Below are 17,646 nucleotides of genomic sequence, written 5' to 3' on the forward strand. Positions count from 1 at the left end.
GTTAATCATTGTTTTCTTTTTTTGTTTTCTGGCTTCACAGAAAAACCATCTCAAGGCATTACTACGCATCTGCCGATGCCATTGCACTTTCCAGCAAAGTCCAGTCGATCAGTTGAAAATCCTTATACACTTCCGGCTTATATTTGTCAGATTTAAAAACAAACTTCCGGCACGATTCTATAGCGGATTCTATGATCCTGACGGACTGTGCGTCAATCTCCTCCTTTCTGTTCCCAATCATAATGGATTTGTATGGTGTTTCATTAGGTTTTACACTTCCTGATAAAGGATGTGATAAAAGCCTGTATCCCCGGTATACTCTGTCTCTTGCTTCCCGCAAAACATCTTCGTAAGAAATTTCTTTATAAATGACCTCTTTTTTGTCTTTCAGCGTATCGCGAACAAGAGGATTGTTTGTCAGGACACTATAGCTTGCCACGTTTTCAATCTCCTTCCCAAAGATGTCTGTAAGAGAACTTTTTGCTCTATAGGACTTTTCTATAGATAAACAAAGAGTTACGTTAAAAAGAAAAAGGACGTTGAAAACACTTCTGTGTGTTCATCGCCCTCTTCTGTCTTTTGTCTTATTGTCTGCGCAGAACACTTTTACTCTGCCAGCTCTTACAAGATCCAGAATGCAGTACTTTCCCTAATCCTTTTGCCTGAAAGTTTCACCGCCCGGATGTTCACCCTCATCCTTGCGGTTTGCCTCTTCGGCGGCTGCGTCGTCACAGCTCTCTCGTAGGAAAAATCTACCTGCTGTCAAAATTTACTTATAGATTTTCTACATATATTTTACTAAATTATTCTATGTGTCTATAGTACATTATGAACGTTTTTTTTGCAACACCTATGAAAAAACAAACTCACTTTTGTGCGTATTGCACAATTCAAAATATATGTTTTTATTTATTTTTCATATTTTCCTTTTGTTTCGGAAGGAAGTTATTAAAATAATCATCATGTACTTTCTTCACCATTCCACTAAGGGCCAGAAGACCGATTATATTCGGCACAACCATCATACTGTTGAAGCAGTCCGCCATATTCCATACAAGGTCTACCTGCGCCAGAGACCCCAGGAATACACAGATGCATACCAGTATAGAGTAGATCGGCACTGCCTTGGGTCCAAACAGATATTTGATATTTGCCTGACCGAAGAAATACCATCCCACGATCGTGGAAAATGCAAAGAAGAACATGCAGATTGCAATAAATATCTCTCCGCCTTTTCCATATACAAGAGAATATGCAAACTGGCTAAGTGCCGCCGCTGTATATCCTCCGTCCACTACTTTGTAGGACTCCGGCAATGCACGGGTTGTAACAATTACAAGTGCTGTCATTGTCAGCACAACAAAGGTATCAATAAATACGCCGATCATAGCGGCATGCCCCTGCTCAACCGGATGATCCACTTTCGCAACCGCATGCGCATGAGGTGTGGATCCCATACCTGCTTCATTTGAGAAAAGTCCGCGGGCAACACCTTTTGTCAGAGCCAGTTTAATAGTAGCGCCAACTGCACCTCCTGCAATAGAAGACGGCGCAAAAGCTCCCACAAAAATCTCATAGAATGCAAGCGGAATATTTCTCCAGTTATAAATAATAACGATCAGAGACCCGATAATATAAAGAGCAGCCATAAGAGGAACCATGGTTTCCGTAACCTTGGCAATTCTCTTCATACCGCCGGAAAAGATAAACAATGCAAGGACAGCCACGATCAGGCCCATGATCCACTGCGGAATACCAAATGCGGTGTTAAAAGAAGATGCAATGGAATTGGACTGCACTGCATTTCCCATAAATCCAAGGGCAAAAATCAAAAGTACTGCAAAAATACCTGCCAGTACTTTTCCAAAAACATTGTTAAACGCTGCCCTGATATAGTAAACCGGACCTCCCGTTACGATTCCGTCTGCTCCTACCTGTTTATATTTCTGTGCCATCAGTGCTTCTGCATAGATCGTTGCCATTCCAAGAAACGCTGCTGCCCACATCCAGAAGATCGCTCCCGGACCTCCAATTGCGATCGCAGTAGCTGCACCTGCAATATTCCCAGTTCCGACCTGCGCCGCAATAGCTGTCGCCAGGGCCTGAAAAGAGCTCATTCCGTCATTGCCAGCCTCACCTTTCTTGCCGAAAAGCCCTCCGAACACCTGCTTCATACCGCGTTTGAAGCCTCTCACCTGAATGAATCCTGTGCGAGCTGTAAACCACAGCCCTGCCACCACAAGGGCGACAATCAAAATGTAGTCTGATAAGTAGTGCTGCACCTTCAGCACAATCTCGTTTAGTGTTTCCACAACACGCCCTCCTTCTCCTATAGATAACTTCGATAAATAAATAACAATCTATCGAAAATTATCTTATCACTTTTGTAGGACAAGTGCAATATCCAGGCTTAAACATTTTATTCTTTTGAAATCCCATTTAAATACTTCGCCCCCCGAAGCACATGGGCCGCCAGTATAGAGGTCGTCACGCCTCCCACTCCCCCCGGTACCGGAGTGATAAAGGCGGCTTTCTCTGCAAGAGACTCAAAATCCACATCTCCGCACATTCTTCCCTCTTCGTCTACGTTGATCCCCACATCTACGATCACGGCATTTTCCTTTGCCATATCCCCTGTGATCATCCGCGGTTTCCCTGCTGCCGCTATGAGGATATCCGCCTCCCGGCAAACCTTCTCCAGATCTTTTGTACGCGTGTGGCAGATCGTAATGGTAGCATGACGCTTAAGGAGCAGCATAGAAAGCGGTCTTCCTACGACCATACTCCTTCCCACAACTGTCACCTTCTTCCCACAAAGAGAAATACCGTAATGTTCCAGCATCTTTATTACTGCTTCCGGCGTACAGGGTGCAAATCCGCTGTCATCCCCCGAGAATACTTTTGCAAGATTTACCGGACTCATACAATCCACATCCTTAAAAGGATGAATGATATTTTTGATCTTCTCCTCATTCAAATGTTTCGGAAGAGGTTGAAATAAAAGGATACCATGCACTTCCGGATCCTGATTCACCTTTTGAAATTCCTCTTCAAATTCCTCCTGAGTAATATCCTCAGACAACTCTACAACTTTGCACGCAATGCCCGCAAGCTCCATTCTTTTTTTCGCGCCTCTTTCATAAGACAGATCAGCGCTTCTGGCTCCAACGCGTATGATAGCCAGGCAGGGATCAATCCCTTTTTCTTTCAGCTCGTTCGCTTCCCGGATCAGCGTTTCTTTCATTTCTTTTGCTACCTCTGCCCCTTTCATGACAGTTCCCATGATGTTTTCTCCTTTCCGCTTTCAGGTCCGGTCTATGCCGGCACTATTTGATATTCTTCATAACCTCCCGGCACACATCTTCTTTTATACTGCGTCCTTCCGCGATCAATGTGTTTGCACGGGCATTCAGATCCTCTGCCCTTTCTTTATCCTTCATAAGCTTTGTATTGATAAATACGGTAAACGCCGCTCCCTCCATAGCTGCCTGCGCAAACAGGACTCCCGTCCCGGCATCACTGACTGCCAGCAGATTGCCCTTCTTTCCAAGCAGCTCCAATTCCTCCATTGCCAGATGGATTGTTTCCATGATCTGCAGCGGCACAATAGCCGCCTGATAGAGCGCTTCCTCCATAATCTGTTCCTTATATTTCTTTTCTTCTTCCGTTTCTTTGGGCAGGCGGTACGCTTCTGCCAGGGGAACGAAGGCTTCGGCATCCTGATCTGTCAGCCTGATCAGTTTTTCTTTAAGAAATTCCAGGCTTTTTTTTGACTCTTCCATCTGGTTTTCTACGTCTTTGTATTTTTTCTTCCCTATTGTCAGATTCGCCACCATCAGCCCCAGGGCTGCTGCAAAAGCTCCCACAGCCGCCGATGCGCCTCCACCGCCCGGCACCGGGGCCGCCGAGGAGAGTTCTTCCAGAAATTCCGTTGTTTTCTTTTCCAGCATCATCTGTCGTTTCCTCCTTAGTCATTTCCTATTGGGTCATTCCACAATTATATGGGAAGCAGGTAACTGTTGCAAGCAATATCTCTATATTTTCGCTCTTTATTTCCTGATCAAAAGATAGCGTCGGTGTGCAAGGGGCAACACGCTCCTTGTACACCGACGCTTTCTTTCTAAAAACGCCGCTGCTTAGACATTAATCTCTGCTTTTACTCCCAGAATGTCCTTGTTTTTCTCCAGAACCGGGGCCACGACTTCTGCCAGGAAATGATCCACCTGATAAGCAGCCCGTCCTGTATATTTTGACGGATCCATCGTTTCCTTCAGTTCTTCGATACTTAATCCAAAGGCTGGATCCGCTGCGATCAGTTCCAGCAGATTATTGTCCAGTCCTTTTTCTTTTACATTGCGTCCCGCTTCCATAGAAAGCTCACGGATCCTTTCATGCAGCTCCTGACGGTCTCCGCCTGCTTTTACTGCATCCATCATAATATTTTCTGTAGCCATAAACGGAAGCTCTGACATCAGTCTCTTTTCAATAACTTTCGGGTAAACTACCAGTCCATCCACTACATTCAGGCAAAGATCCAAAATGCCGTCTATTGCCAGGAATCCTTCCGGAATACTCAGACGCTTGTTTGCAGAATCATCCAGCGTTCTCTCAAACCACTGTGTAGCGGAAGTAATTGCCGGATTCAGTGCATCTATCATTACATATCTGGAAAGGGAAGCAATTCTTTCGCTTCTCATAGGATTTCTCTTGTAAGCCATGGCGGAAGAACCGATCTGTGTCTTTTCAAACGGCTCCTCTACCTCTTTCAGATGCTGCAGAAGACGGATATCGTTGGAGAACTTATGCGCACTTGCTGCAATTCCCGCAAGGACATTCAGCACTCTTGTATCCACTTTTCTGGAGTAAGTCTGCCCGGATACCGGATAGCACTCCTTAAATCCCATTTTCTTTGCAATCATGGGATCAATTTTATCGATCGTTTCCTGATCTCCATCAAACAATTCCAGGAAACTTGCCTGCGTTCCGGTAGTTCCTTTGGATCCCAGAAGTTTCAGACTTCCAAGCACATACTCCAGATCCTCCAGGTCCATAAGAAATTCCTGCATCCAAAGCGTTGCTCTCTTCCCCACTGTAGTCGGCTGTGCCGGCTGGAAGTGGGTAAACGCCAGGGTCGGAAGATCTTTGTTGCTTTTTGCAAAATCCGCCAGCTCCGCAATAACATTGATGAGTTTTGTGCGGACTAATTTCAGAGCTTCGGACATAATGATCATATCCGTATTATCCCCCACATAGCAGGAGGTAGCTCCCAGATGGATAATCCCTTTTGCTTTCGGGCACTGCTGTCCATAGGCATATACATGGGACATTACATCGTGACGAACGATCTTTTCCCGTTCTTTTGCCACTTCATAATTGATATCATCTGCATGGGCTTTCAGTTCTTCAATCTGTTCCTCTGTAATAGGAAGCCCCAGCTCTTTTTCCGTCTCTGCAAGTGCGATCCAAAGCTTTCTCCAAGTACGGAATTTCATATCAGGTGAAAAAATATACTGCATTTCGCTGCTGGCATAACGCTCTGACAGCGGACTTACATATCTGTCATGACTCATATCGGTTTTTCCTTTCTCTTTTGAGTTTTATTCAAAAGCCTGGGAGATATCTCTTCCCGGCACCTTCATCGGATATTTCCCGGTAAAACATGCGTCACAATAGGACAGCTCCCCGACCATATCTTTTAATTTCTCTATCTCCATATAACCAAGCGAATCTGCTCCTATCATTTCACGGATCTGCTCCGTTGTGTGCGAATGGGCAATGAGCTGTTCATTGGACGGTACATCCGTTCCAAAATAGCAGGGATACAAAAACGGAGGCGAACTGATCCTGACATGAACCTCTGTCGCTCCTGCCTTTTTCAGCATACGGATAATATTCGCACAGGTAGTTCCCCGCACGATCGAATCGTCCACCATGACAATACGTTTTCCGCGGACAACTTCTTCGATCACATTCAGTTTGATCTTGACACTGGATTCCCTTTCACTTTGCTTCGGTTTGATAAATGTTCTGCCCACATAGCTGTTTTTGTGGAAAGCCATTCCATAAGGGATTCCCGACTGTTCTGAATATCCTTTTGCTGCAACAAGCCCTGAATCCGGAACACCTACCACAAGATCTGCTTCTACCGGATAGGATTCTGCCAGCGCTTTTCCGGCAGTAAGACGGGAATGGTAAACATTTACCCCGTCAATCGTACTGTCCGTTCTGGCAAAATAAATATATTCAAAAATACATCTGGCCTGTTTTTCCGGTGCAATTGCCATACTCATATCCGAGTCGATACCGTGCTTTGTAATGCTCACAATCTCTCCCGGAAGAACGTCTCTTACAAACTCTGCTCCCACTGCCGCAAGAGCGCAGCTCTCCGAAGCAAAAATATAGGTATTATCTCTTTTCCCAAGACAAAGAGGTTTCAGACCAAAGGGATCTCTTGCTCCGATCATCTTCCTGGGCGAGGTCACTACAAGAGCGTATGCTCCCTCAATCTTCTTCATAGCATTCTTTACCGCTTCTTCTGCCGAAGATGTCTTTAACCGCTCCCTCGCAATGTGATAGGCAATTACCTCGGAGTCAATTGTCGTCTGAAAAATTGCTCCTGTCAACTCAAGCTCCCGCCGAAGTTCTATCGCATTTGTCAGATTACCATTGTGCGCGATCGCCAAAATACCTTTCACGTAATTGATCACAAGCGGCATTGCATTTTCTGCCCTGGAACCTCCCGCCGTAGAATAGCGTACATGTCCCACACCAAGATTTCCTTTTAAGCTGTGGAGGGTTTCGCTGTCAAACACTTCATTTACAAGTCCGAGGCCCTTTTTCGACTGTACCTTTCTCTCTCCATATGTGTCTGTCACAGCAATTCCGCAGCTTTCCTGCCCTCTGTGCTGCAATGCAAAAAGCCCATAATATACAGTGGGGGCTACATCGCCCCCATCCATATCATAGGCTCCAAACACACCGCACTCTTCACCCAGGCCTGTTGTTACTTTTTCAAAGTCATTCATGAATTCTTTCCTGCTCCCTATTTAATGCCAATTCTGCGGAATACTTCCTGATATGCATCTTCTACATTTCCCATGTCCCGGCGGAAACGGTCTTTGTCCAGTTTTTCATGTGTCTTGATATCCCACAGACGACATGTATCCGGTGAAATCTCATCTGCCAGAATCACCTCGCCGTGGTATCTTCCAAATTCGATTTTAAAGTCGATCAGTTCGATCCCTGCATCTGCAAAGAATTTCTTCAGTACTTCATTTACTTTAAAAGTATATTTTGTAATTTTGTCAATCTCTTCTCTTGTGGAAGCACCGATAGCGATCGCCATATAATCATTGATCAAAGGATCACCCAGATCATCATCTTTATAGCTGAACTCCAGAGTAGGTGCCAGCAGTGCGCTTCCTTCTTCAATACCCAGTCTCTTGGAAAAACTTCCTGCAGCAACATTGCGGACAATTACCTCAAGTGGTACGATCTCCACTTTCTTTACCGCTGTCTCTCTGTCACTTAACTCTTCTACAAAATGGGTCGGAACGCCTTCTTTTTCCAGAACCTGGAAAATATAGTTTGTCATACGGTTGTTGATCACACCTTTTCCGACAATCGTTCCCTTTTTCTCGCCGTTAAAAGCAGTTGCATCGTCTTTGTAATCCACAATTACAATGTCCGGATCATCCGTCTTAAATACTTTTTTGGCTTTTCCTTCATACAATTGTTCTAATTTCTGCATATGAACACCCATCCTTTTCTATTTTTTTCGCCGCGGACATAAGCCGCAGCTTTCTGTCAGCATTTGCACGTATAAGTATAATACAAGGCAGAAGGAAAAGCAATATTCCCTCCTGCCTTGTATTATGTCTTATTTATTATTTATTTTTCAACCCACTTATTACTTTTTCTTATAACTCATCCGTTATTTATAAGTTATCACCTAATTTTCCAAGAAATTCCTGCATTCTTTTGTTAGAAGAACCAAAAACTTCTTCTGGAGTCCCTTCTTCCGCAATAATGCCCTGATCCATAAAAATAATCTTGTCTGCAACATTTTTTGCAAAGTTCATTTCATGAGTCACAATAACCATTGTCATATGCTCGGCAGCAAGATCCCTGATAACTTTCAGTATTTCCCCCGTCAGCTCCGGATCGAGAGCGGATGTAGGTTCATCAAAAAAGAGAATATCCGGTTTCATGGCAAGAGCCCTTGCTATGGAGATACGCTGCTGCTGTCCTCCGGAGAGCTGGAACGGATACGCCTTCTCCTTGTCCTCCAGCCCCATTTTGCGAAGAAGCTCCCTCGCCTCTTCATAGACTTCCTCCTTTTTTCTCTTCTGCACCTTAATAGGCGCATCCGTAATATTTTTCATCACGGAATAGTGAGGAAACAGATTGAAGTTCTGGAAAACCAGGCCAAAAGTACCTTCGTACTTGATCTCACCGAAATCCTGCTTCTCCAGCCCGGTAGCACATCGAAGAAGGGTGGATTTCCCGGATCCCGAAGGTCCGATGATCCCCAGTACCTCGCCCTTTTCCACAGAAAGGGAAATGTCTTTTAACACAACCTGTCCGTCAAAGCTTTTCTTTATATTTTTCATTTCCAACAGACTCATACTCTTTTCTCCTTCCTGGTTCCTAGCGATAATAGTTCAGTTTCTTTTCCAGACGTTCCATCAAAAATGCCACAATAAGATTCAATACATAGTAGAATATTCCCGCAAATACAAAGGGCAGCATATTTGTCTGTGATGCCGCCAGAGCCTTGGCTTTTGTAAACATTTCCACAATACCGATGGTAAATGCAAGAGAAGTATCCTTTACAAGCGTGATAGTTTCATTCGTAATGGACGGCAGCACGGTTTTGATCACCTGTGGAAGGATGATCCGCACAAATGTCTGTGCTTTCGTATATCCCAGGATCTGTGCAGCCTCGTACTGTCCGCGGGGCATTGCCTCTATGCCGCCCCGGTAAATCTCCGCAAAATAAGCCGCATAGTTCAAAACAAATCCCACCATACATGCGATCGTCTTCCAGCTTGGTGAATTTGGAATACCGAATATGTAATAAGGCCCAAAAAAGATTACCATAAGCTGCAGCATAAGGGGCGTTCCTCTCATAATCGAGATATAAAGTTTAAAGACCGAACGAATAACGATATTTTTGGACATTCTTCCAAAGGATACAAGAAGTCCCACCGGAAGGGAAAAGATAAGGGTGATCACAAAAATGGCAAGCGACCATACCATTCCCTCCATCAACTGACTCAACATGACTGAAATAGCCATAACTTAACTCCTCTCCGCTAAAAACGGGCCGCCCAAAGGACAGCCCTTTTTCTTTTTAACTTATTTTCCAATTGTTGTAATATCTTCTCCAAACCATTTGGTAGAGATCTCTGCAACTTTTCCCTCTTCCGCCAGTTCGTTAAGAGCCTGCTGTACCTGATCTCTCAATGCCTCATTTCCTTTGGCAAATCCTACTCCATACTCTTCGGATGCAATCTCATAATCCAGGATCTTGAAATTTGCATCTCTGGAATCAATCTGATAGGAAGCTACAACAATATCCATTGCAACTGCGTCCACGGCACCGGATTCCAGTTCCATAAATCCGGTATTATAGTCCGGCACAATCTGCAGATTACTGAATGTAGAAGTCAGATCCTGATTATCTTCCAACGCTTTCTGTGCAGAAGAATCTGTCTGAACATCTACGATCTTTCCTGCCAGGTCGGCTTCTGATTCAATTCCTGAATCTCCGCGCACAACAAAGACCTGTTTATTGTCAAGGTAAGGATCAGACCATGTATAGTCGTCTTCTCTTCCATTGATAGTAAATCCATTCCAGATACAGTCAATTGCGCCTGAATTTAAAAGAGCGTCTTTGGAATCCCATGCAATAGGCTCTGCAACGAACTCAAGCTCCAGCTTGTCACAGACAGCCTGCGCAAGCTCCAGGTCAAATCCTGTGAACTCACCATCATCCCCTACAAATCCCATAGGCGGGAAATCCTGATCAAATCCGACTGTAAAAGTATCTCCAGCCTCTTTTTCTTTAAATTCTACTTCTGTCTGTTCCTGACTTTCTGTATTTTCGTCGGAACTGCTGTTACTGTCGGAACTGCTGCCGCATCCGGCAACCACTGCAGATGCTGTCATTGCAAGCGCAAGAAGCAATGCTAATCTTTTTTTCATAATATGACCCTCCTGCAATCAGCTTTATTATATTATCAATTTACCAATTGATTACTCTACCACGCTAAATTGCTCTGTAATCATAACACGAAAGTGCTTTGCTTGTCAAGCAAAGCACTCTATAACAACATCCCTATTTTCCTGTTTTCCTGTATTCCTTTTTCCACTGACGGAAATCTTCTTCTGTTACATCCATATTGATCTTTTCCTCTGCCTTGCGAAGCTCTTCCTTTAAAATGGAGTCCATGCTCAGGTAGACAGGCTCCGCCGACAGCATTTTTACATACTGCGCTTCCGGCAAATAGCGGTAACAGCAGTACAGATAAGCTTTCAGCATTTTTGTATCCTGACATACCCGGAATCCTTTTTCATACATGGAGGCCGCCTCTTCATAAAGAAGCATCCGACCGTAAGCCGCACCCAGACATCCATAGACCTGTCCGTAAAATTCCTTTCCTACTGTCTCGTCCCACTCCTTGTTTACAATCCCCTGATATACAAGAATGGCTGACGCATACTCTCCTGTCTGCAGCAGATTGTCCGCCTTATATTTTTCTCTCTCCACTTCATTCTGGCTTTTCAGACGTTCCAGCACATTATGGATCCTTGTAATCTCTGCCGGTGAATAAATGGAAGAATGACTTAAGACGGTCAGAAGGAATTGTTCCACCGGGCCGTTCTGTTCCAACTGACTTCGCAGCTCATCTGCCAGATCATACAGTTCCAGCTCCTCCTCCAGCCAGTCGCAGAGCTGACGGTTTACGATCGTATAATCTACCAGATAGAGATTATTACAAAAATAGTAGCACAGTTCTTCTATTGTATAGATCCTTTTATGGATTCTTGCAATCTCATACGGATGCTTTGCTTTCTTTCTATGACAAAGAATTAAACTGCCCATTGCTTCCTCCTAAATGTATGGTCTTTTCCACCTGAAAATCTGTTGCCGGGAAAAACTCCCCAAATCCGGCGTCCTTAAATGTAATCCGGCAGGTCTGTTCATCTAAAAACATCACTTCGATCGTCAGACGCATCGCATAGTCTTTTCTCTCCGGCAGTCCTGCCAGCGACACTGTCTCCGCCTGGAGTTCTCCGCTGGCCAGCGATTCAATATGTATCTCAATGTCTGAGGTATCCTCAAGAAGCACATCCCACTGCCCGTCAGCCTCGTACCAGTGAGAGCCCCACTGTACAATAGGATACCACCCTTCCTTGCCTCTTACCCGCATACGCAGACAGATCTGATCCGTCATCTTACTTTCATCCAGATAAATAGGACTGTCCTCATAATCTCTGCATTTACGGTACGCCGTATAACAAGCCCCTTTGCTGTAGAGATTGTTGCCAAGGAAGGCTCTTCTTCCATTGCAGAGCACTTTCAAAGATGCCGGATACCAGTTGTTTTCAAAGCCTTCTCCTGTCAAATACACAGAAGAGACAACTTTTTTATCAAATACACTCTGAATAAACGCCTTGAACCGTTCATCCGCATCCTTCGCCTTGTCTACATTCAGTACAGGATAGATCGCCGCAAGTTCTTTCATATGGGCATTTGCCACCTCATCCACCGCTACGAACAGTTCATCGCCGCGCCCTCTGACACCACGGAGACGACGCAGCATATAGGCTCTGATCTCATTCCTGTCGCAGTAAAACAAAGCAGCCTCATACTGCCATAACTCTTTAGGCTGATAAAACATGTAATGGCAAAAGCTTTCCTTATAATCCTGCACATAGACAGAATCCTTAGCGATTCCTACGAACTGCGCAATCCCCTTCAGCATCTTACTGATATCGATATCTGTGCGCGGAACCGAAAAAGTCAGATATTCAATCTGCCGGAATCTCTCTAACGCCAGCTCAAAAAACTTGGCCAGAAGCCAGACCGCGTCATGATTCTTCCCTCCAATCCGGACTTTCTCCTGACGCAGCGCTTTCTGATACAGGTCAGAGACCGTGCATCCTTCATTGATCGTCGCCAGTCTTTTTGCCTCTTTGCCGTAAACCCACTGTTCCTTATAATATCCCAGGATGAGAGGAATCTGATAATTGTCTACCGCCACTTCCAGCGTTTCCGGCTCATGTTTCGCTTCGTCGTAAAAGCTGATCTGGCAATACTGGTCATTCAGTTCAATTCCTAAAATACTTCCGCCTCTCACCGTAATTCCTCCTAAGCTTTTGTACTGTTTCTACTCTCTTTTTTTAATATTCCCTGAAAATCTCCTCTGCCATGACGATTTCTTTCTGATAATCGATCATTGCCTGTTTTCTCTTTGCAGGAGACATGCCAGCCATCGCATTGAGTTTGCCGTATTTCCCAATTGCCGGCACTTCCCGGGTCTGTTCCAGGATCCTCTCTTCCTGACGTATGGTTTTCTTTTCTTTTTCCTGTGTTTCCTGGAAATAATACCGAACTACATCACCCTGATAGAGGATAAAGTCCTTCACATAAATATTTTCATACATAGGCGTCAGGCTTTCGCTCTGATAACCCAGATCTTCCACAGCATCCTGGCGCATTTTATAGGAGATGCGTACCTTTCCGCCTTTCTTTGCATGATATTCAACCATAACCTTATCATAAAGCTGTGCCTCTCTAAGCCACTTATCAGGATACTTCAGATAGAACGGGAAAATAATCTGTTTCTCGCACAGCTGTCCCAGTACCTTATGCAAAACTTCCTCCACTTCATGATCATACTCCTTGTCCGAGTAATAATGAAGAAGCGCAATTTTGCAGATATCCGCCAGGCTTTCTCCCAGCCGATACTCGTTGACGATAATCTCAAAAATAGTGTGGCCCGTTTTCCGCCCGCTAACCAGATATTCCCTGGATACAAAGGCAAGATAGGCCTGTTTCAGACGGAAATAAGCATTTCCGTTCAGATAATACTCAACAAAAATCTCTTCCTCCTGAAACATATCTTCTGAAAAGAGCATCTGTGTAATGATCCTCTCTCCCAGCTTCCCTTCCTGGATTCCATAATCCTTCGCTGTTTTCCAAAGAGCTTTCATATCTTTTGTTGCTCCACAGAAGAAATTAACAAGATAGGTAAGGGTCACTTTATCATACTGCTGTCTCTTAAACAGTTCAAAGCAAAGATACAGAAGAAATTCATCTTCTTCATAATTCTCTTCGCGTATACGTTTGCTGCAAAGCTGAAATACCTCTTTTTCCTCAAATTCTTCCAGCCCTTTCATACGGAGGTTTTCAAATGTCACCTCTTCTTTTTGCCCTTCTCCTCCCCAGTTATTGATATGGGACAGATACTTTTTGCACATTTCCAGATATCTGGGTTCGTAAAAAAGGCGTCTTGTCTCATAAACAATGGAATCTGTATGGTGCTGCCCTTCCATAGACTCCCATACGATCCGCGCCTCTTTGTCATAAAGATAGACAATTGCTCCCCCTTCTGTATAAGGAACTCTCTGTTTCACTGTTCCGTCTTTTTCGATCACAAGAACACATTTCATCCCCTGCACCTTAGTTGTCACTTCATATGCATAACAAATGTCCCTCATCGCTTCCAGACGTTCGCCTGTCATTTCTTCCTCTGTACAGAATCTTTTATAAATCACCTTCAGAGAATCATTGATATGTCTTTTGACAAGCTGATCCCATGCAAATTCTACCATTTGTTCCCGATAACTGATATACAGATCACTTGCATACTGTTCATAGGTAATAAGGTTGGCATACAAAAGCGCCGCCTTCTTATAATCCAGATTATTTCCATGCATAAAATAGAGGAAAATGGATCTGGGAAGCGCTTCCCTCACCCGGTCCTCCTCAATGGTTTCCATGTAATACTCATAGAGCTGTGCAATTTTAAGCTCTGCATCTACCGCTCTCTGATACCATACAAAATATCTCTGCTGCATCTTATTCCCTTTAATAAGAAGCGTGCAGATCGCATTCAGTATCATCGGCTCCTCATACATTTCATAGATCCTCTCCAGGATCCGGAACAGTCCGCTGTCATAGTGCTTCTGCTGACTGGCAAGGTTGGCCACATAAAGAGCCAGCTCTCTCGTAATAAGCCGGTATTTTGTAGCAAAATTAAGCACATGCAGTTCAAATTTTCCCAGCTTTTTCAAAAGATTGCTTCGGTCCTGATAACACAGATATGCTTTCTGGTAAAAAAGAACATGATTCGCGCCATATGAATAAAACTGCTGTTCCAAGACTTTGATCCGCCTGTAGGAATCCCTGTACTGCGGATCCAGCATCAACAGCATAGCCAGAAGCGCCCAGGAATCCTGATGCCGAAGATAGGTCTTTCCGATTTCATCAATCACCCTCTCCACATGATTTCCGGTCTGCCGGATCAATGCGGTGAGGAAAAGATAGTAGGCGTTTGTTGTGGGATCTTTTCCAATAGCAAAACGATTGTAATTATAATTTTCCAGAATCCACTTTGCCTCTTCCATGCGGTCGCCCTTAATATAAATATGCGCCTGAAACAGCTGCAAAGAATCATCCATCGGCGCGTAGTTCCGCATTTTTTTTGATTTTTCTATGGCGCTGTCAACCCAGCTGTTAATATCAATCCTTCCTGCCTCACACGCCACATATTCCTTCAGGATTTGTGCCATAAGAAATTCGATTTCCCGATGATTCTCATCATATTCTCCATTTTGCAAAACTTCTACTTCGTAGGTAAGAATTTCATAGGGAGTTACAAGATGAATCTTTCCGAAATTTCTTCCTGCGTGCAATTTCTCTGCATTGACAACAAATTCCAGCTCGTAAACATTACCGACAAAATCATCTGTCGTAATCTCCGGACGGCTGACTGTAATAAATCCGCCCTCCGACTCTATTCTCACAGGCATAAATCCCCATGTGTTTTTGATAACAGTCAGGCTCCCTTTTGTAGACTCTTTCAAATCCTCAAAGAGCATTCCTTCTCCTTGGAGCGTCAGAAAAATACACTCTTTTTGCTTAATTCCGACTAAGAACTCTTCCATGGCCTGCTCATCAAGGGACCATTTTCTCATATTATCATATAAATGAAAAACCCGGGGATTTTCATATTTTAAAACTTCATAAAATTCTCTGGAGCGGAACAGCCTCTGCGCCTCTGAAAAGTCTTTGATAGCCAGTCTCTTAAAGTCATCTGTGCTCTGCACCTTTCCATAATTTGTCATGACATAGGGTTTTTCTATAATTGCGGTAAAAGGCACTTCAAATTCTCCGCCGTTGCACACAATAGAAAATTTTCCCTGCTCCACATGTCCCGGCGTAAGTCCTTTCCCGTCGTACTCGAATTGGATTGTCACAGGGTTTCCTTCAAAGCCCTGCTCAATGCAGTGCATACGAAAAGAAGACGGATAAACAATTCCTCGTATTGCTCCGTCTGTCCGGCTTTTCATCGTAAAACTTCCCCGGTACACTTCTCCCTCTCCAATGGTGAGGATCAGACATGTGTCATTAAAGACAATCTCCGGATGTACCACTTGAAAGTCCCCTTTTGAAAATTTTTTAATTTTATTTTTCAAGCCTTCCACCTCTTCTTGCGTTGCATTTTTCTTTAAACATACTATAATGGATTATAGCATTATTCTGACAAGTATGGCAATGCCGTAATCAGAAAATATAGAAGAAATATGGGGGAATTTATATGCAAAACGCGAAACAGCCCGCTTTTCACGGAAGCGATCTGGAACAGATTGCAGAATATTACAATCTTCCACAAAAAGAGATCATAAGCTTTGGAGCCAATGTAAACCCGCTGGGACTTTCCGCCCGGGTCAAAGAAAAACTTGCTGAAAATCTGGATATTATTTCCAGATATCCCGACCGTAATTATACTACTTTAAAGGAAACCATATCCGCGTACTGCAAAATTCCTGTCCAGTACATCGTCACCGGCAACGGCTCCACAGAACTGATCTCTCTTTTAATCACACAGCTTAAAGCCTCTCATGCAGTCGTTATCGGTCCCACTTATTCTGAATACCAAAGAGAACTTGCCCTTACCGGCGGACATATCTCCTTCTATACATTAAAAGAATCGGAAAATTTCTGCCTGGATATCAATGATTTTATGGAACAGCTTCCGAAAGATGCAGATCTTATCATTCTATGCAACCCTAACAATCCTACTTCTTCCGCTGTCCCTATCTCTGATTTGGAAAACCTCATAGCTTCCTGCCGCAAAAGAGGTGTTTTTGTTATGGTGGATGAGACATATGCAGAATTTGCCCCTTCTGTAGATGAGATCTCCGCCGTTCCTCTGACTCGCTCTTTCGACAACCTTATGGTTATCCGCGGCGTTTCCAAATTTTTTGCAGCTCCGGGCCTTCGCCTGGGCTATGGGATCACCAGCAGCAAGGACTTTCTTAAGGCTCTTCAGATTCATCAAAATCCCTGGAGCGTCAGCAGCATTGCTGCCTTTGCCGGGGAAGAAATGCTGAAGGATACCGGGTATATCGAAAAGACCCGGAACCTTATCTTTTCCGAGAAAAAGCGGATCTGTCAGGTTCTGGACGGCTTTCAAAATGCCAGATACTATGAGCCTTATGCCAATTTCATTTTAGTGCGTATCGAAAAGGAGGGACTCTCCTCCTTCCAGGTATTTGAGCATGCCATCCGGCAGAAAATGATGATCCGCGACTGTTCTTCTTTTGAAGAACTGGAGGGAGAATATATCCGTTTCTGTATTATGCGCCCCGAGGATAATGACCGGCTTTTGAAATGCCTGGGTGAAATTCTTGCATAAAAACAGTAGGATACACCTTTCTAAGCAGAGGCGTATCCTACTGTTTCTGTCCTTTACAGAAAATACTACAAACTGTCCGTCATATTACTCCTGTCCACAGCGCCATTCTTCCCAGGATTTCGGTGTCCAGCCTTCAGGAACATCGTAATCCTCCAGTTCTCCTTCCATTTTCCGATATCCGATCCGCATTGTACTGATCCGCCAGATACCGTCTTCACACTTGCGGAAATCATCACAGTATACCGAAAATCCTTCAGCGGTCTGTTTGCTTTCCCGGTAGGTATTGTTATCCTCATAAAGGAAAATTCCCCTTGCCTCTGTATCGCTTATAAGCCAGATCAACGGATTATGGCTCATATGCATTGTCATCATATTCCGATTGACATACTTGGATCTCATTGCCTGATCCTTTGGAGCTGTTTTATTTTCCACATAGCACCGGTAGGTGAAGTCTTCTGTAAACAGATCACAGATATATTCCTCTTTTTTCATATCCATAGCCCAATAATAAAAGAACTGGGCATCTATGATCTTCTGCCTCTCACAGAGCTGCTGCGGCGTATAACTCTGGCTTCTGGCATGTTTCATAACTTCTACTACCATTTTTTTAATTGTCATATCCTGCTTAATTACTTTCATTTTCTTCTCCCTTCTTTGCCTTTCCGATCATTCTTTTTTTACGAAATCGCCAGCAGATCCAAAAGAATCTGTT

15 protein-coding genes and 1 riboswitch are annotated in these 17,646 nt (G+C 44.0%); of the genes, 1 reads left to right on the plus strand and 14 read right to left on the minus strand.

Features of this window, described 5'->3' with window-relative positions:
• Positions 1-61: 61 nt before the first annotated feature.
• The 13 genes from EUBC25_RS01050 to EUBC25_RS01110 all read right to left on the minus strand — a co-directional run bounded on the left by EUBC25_RS01050 (position 62) and on the right by EUBC25_RS01110 (position 15,720).
• Positions 62-439 (minus strand): GrdX family protein, encoded by a 378-nt coding sequence (locus EUBC25_RS01050; protein ID WP_230106411.1) that lies wholly within the window; start codon positions 437-439, stop codon positions 62-64.
• A gap of 201 nt (positions 440-640) precedes the next feature.
• A riboswitch (glycine riboswitch) is annotated at positions 641-754 on the minus strand.
• Between the two features lie 151 nt (positions 755-905).
• The gene (locus EUBC25_RS01055) at positions 906-2,312 is read right to left on the minus strand and encodes an alanine/glycine:cation symporter family protein (protein WP_230106412.1); all 1,407 of its coding nucleotides are present in this window, start codon (positions 2,310-2,312) and stop codon (positions 906-908) included.
• 107 nt (positions 2,313-2,419) lie between these two features.
• Positions 2,420-3,283, minus strand: coding sequence for a bifunctional 5,10-methylenetetrahydrofolate dehydrogenase/5,10-methenyltetrahydrofolate cyclohydrolase (locus tag EUBC25_RS01060; RefSeq protein ID WP_230106413.1), 864 nt, complete (start codon positions 3,281-3,283; stop codon positions 2,420-2,422).
• A gap of 43 nt (positions 3,284-3,326) precedes the next feature.
• Positions 3,327-3,953 (minus strand): cyclodeaminase/cyclohydrolase family protein, encoded by a 627-nt coding sequence (locus EUBC25_RS01065; protein ID WP_230106414.1) that lies wholly within the window; start codon positions 3,951-3,953, stop codon positions 3,327-3,329.
• A gap of 183 nt (positions 3,954-4,136) precedes the next feature.
• Positions 4,137-5,570, minus strand: a complete 1,434-nt coding sequence (gene purB, locus EUBC25_RS01070) for an adenylosuccinate lyase (RefSeq protein ID WP_230106415.1) — start codon at positions 5,568-5,570, stop codon at positions 4,137-4,139.
• A gap of 27 nt (positions 5,571-5,597) precedes the next feature.
• Positions 5,598-7,025, minus strand: a complete 1,428-nt coding sequence (gene purF, locus EUBC25_RS01075; protein ID WP_230106416.1) for an amidophosphoribosyltransferase — start codon at positions 7,023-7,025, stop codon at positions 5,598-5,600.
• A gap of 17 nt (positions 7,026-7,042) precedes the next feature.
• Entirely contained in the window at positions 7,043-7,750 is a 708-nt protein-coding gene (gene purC / locus EUBC25_RS01080; protein WP_230106417.1) for a phosphoribosylaminoimidazolesuccinocarboxamide synthase, read from the minus strand.
• A gap of 187 nt (positions 7,751-7,937) precedes the next feature.
• Positions 7,938-8,627 (minus strand): amino acid ABC transporter ATP-binding protein, encoded by a 690-nt coding sequence (locus EUBC25_RS01085; RefSeq protein WP_276535524.1) that lies wholly within the window; start codon positions 8,625-8,627, stop codon positions 7,938-7,940.
• 22 nt (positions 8,628-8,649) lie between these two features.
• A complete protein-coding gene (locus EUBC25_RS01090) occupies positions 8,650-9,300 on the minus strand; it encodes an amino acid ABC transporter permease (protein WP_230106418.1) in 651 nt (216 codons plus the stop codon).
• Positions 9,301-9,360: 60 nt separating this feature from the next.
• Positions 9,361-10,209, minus strand: a complete 849-nt coding sequence (locus tag EUBC25_RS01095; RefSeq protein WP_230106419.1) for an amino acid ABC transporter substrate-binding protein — start codon at positions 10,207-10,209, stop codon at positions 9,361-9,363.
• Positions 10,210-10,342: 133 nt separating this feature from the next.
• Positions 10,343-11,110, minus strand: a complete 768-nt coding sequence (locus EUBC25_RS01100; protein WP_230106420.1) for a hypothetical protein — start codon at positions 11,108-11,110, stop codon at positions 10,343-10,345.
• Positions 11,085-12,368 carry a DUF5716 family protein gene (locus EUBC25_RS01105; protein ID WP_230106421.1) on the minus strand — a complete coding sequence of 428 codons (1,284 nt, stop codon included), beginning with the start codon at positions 12,366-12,368 and terminating at the stop codon, positions 11,085-11,087. Before EUBC25_RS01105 ends, EUBC25_RS01100 begins: the two co-directional genes overlap by 26 nt.
• A gap of 43 nt (positions 12,369-12,411) precedes the next feature.
• Positions 12,412-15,720 carry a DUF5717 family protein gene (locus EUBC25_RS01110; RefSeq protein ID WP_311135883.1) on the minus strand — a complete coding sequence of 1,103 codons (3,309 nt, stop codon included), beginning with the start codon at positions 15,718-15,720 and terminating at the stop codon, positions 12,412-12,414.
• Between the two features lie 113 nt (positions 15,721-15,833).
• Between EUBC25_RS01110 and EUBC25_RS01115 the strand changes: the two genes are divergently transcribed.
• Positions 15,834-16,934: a pyridoxal phosphate-dependent aminotransferase gene (locus EUBC25_RS01115; protein WP_230106423.1), complete on the plus strand. Its 1,101-nt coding sequence runs from the start codon at positions 15,834-15,836 to the stop codon at positions 16,932-16,934.
• 84 nt (positions 16,935-17,018) lie between these two features.
• On the opposite strand, the gene EUBC25_RS01120 is transcribed toward EUBC25_RS01115, so the two are convergent.
• Complete coding sequence (locus EUBC25_RS01120) at positions 17,019-17,573, minus strand: nuclear transport factor 2 family protein (RefSeq protein WP_230106424.1); 555 nt, start codon at positions 17,571-17,573, stop codon at positions 17,019-17,021.
• Positions 17,574-17,646: the final 73 nt, after the last annotated feature.

It is taken from the genome of Claveliimonas bilis, from assembly GCF_020892095.1.
In the GTDB taxonomy this organism is placed as follows: domain Bacteria; phylum Bacillota; class Clostridia; order Lachnospirales; family Lachnospiraceae; genus Claveliimonas; species Claveliimonas bilis.

Coding starts and splice junctions, on each gene's coding strand:
- EUBC25_RS01060 (WP_230106413.1), bottom strand. CDS start 3,283: ATGGGAACTGTCATGAAAGGGGCAGAGGTAGCAAAAGAAATGAAAGAA.
- EUBC25_RS01095 (WP_230106419.1), bottom strand. CDS start 10,209: ATGAAAAAAAGATTAGCATTGCTTCTTGCGCTTGCAATGACAGCATCT.
- purC (WP_230106417.1), bottom strand. CDS start 7,750: ATGCAGAAATTAGAACAATTGTATGAAGGAAAAGCCAAAAAAGTATTT.
- purB (WP_230106415.1), bottom strand. CDS start 5,570: ATGAGTCATGACAGATATGTAAGTCCGCTGTCAGAGCGTTATGCCAGC.
- EUBC25_RS01100 (WP_230106420.1), bottom strand. CDS start 11,110: ATGGGCAGTTTAATTCTTTGTCATAGAAAGAAAGCAAAGCATCCGTAT.
- purF (WP_230106416.1), bottom strand. CDS start 7,025: ATGAATGACTTTGAAAAAGTAACAACAGGCCTGGGTGAAGAGTGCGGT.
- EUBC25_RS01120 (WP_230106424.1), bottom strand. CDS start 17,573: ATGAAAGTAATTAAGCAGGATATGACAATTAAAAAAATGGTAGTAGAA.
- EUBC25_RS01115 (WP_230106423.1), top strand. CDS start 15,834: ATGCAAAACGCGAAACAGCCCGCTTTTCACGGAAGCGATCTGGAACAG.
- EUBC25_RS01065 (WP_230106414.1), bottom strand. CDS start 3,953: ATGATGCTGGAAAAGAAAACAACGGAATTTCTGGAAGAACTCTCCTCG.
- EUBC25_RS01085 (WP_276535524.1), bottom strand. CDS start 8,627: ATGAGTCTGTTGGAAATGAAAAATATAAAGAAAAGCTTTGACGGACAG.
- EUBC25_RS01090 (WP_230106418.1), bottom strand. CDS start 9,300: ATGGCTATTTCAGTCATGTTGAGTCAGTTGATGGAGGGAATGGTATGG.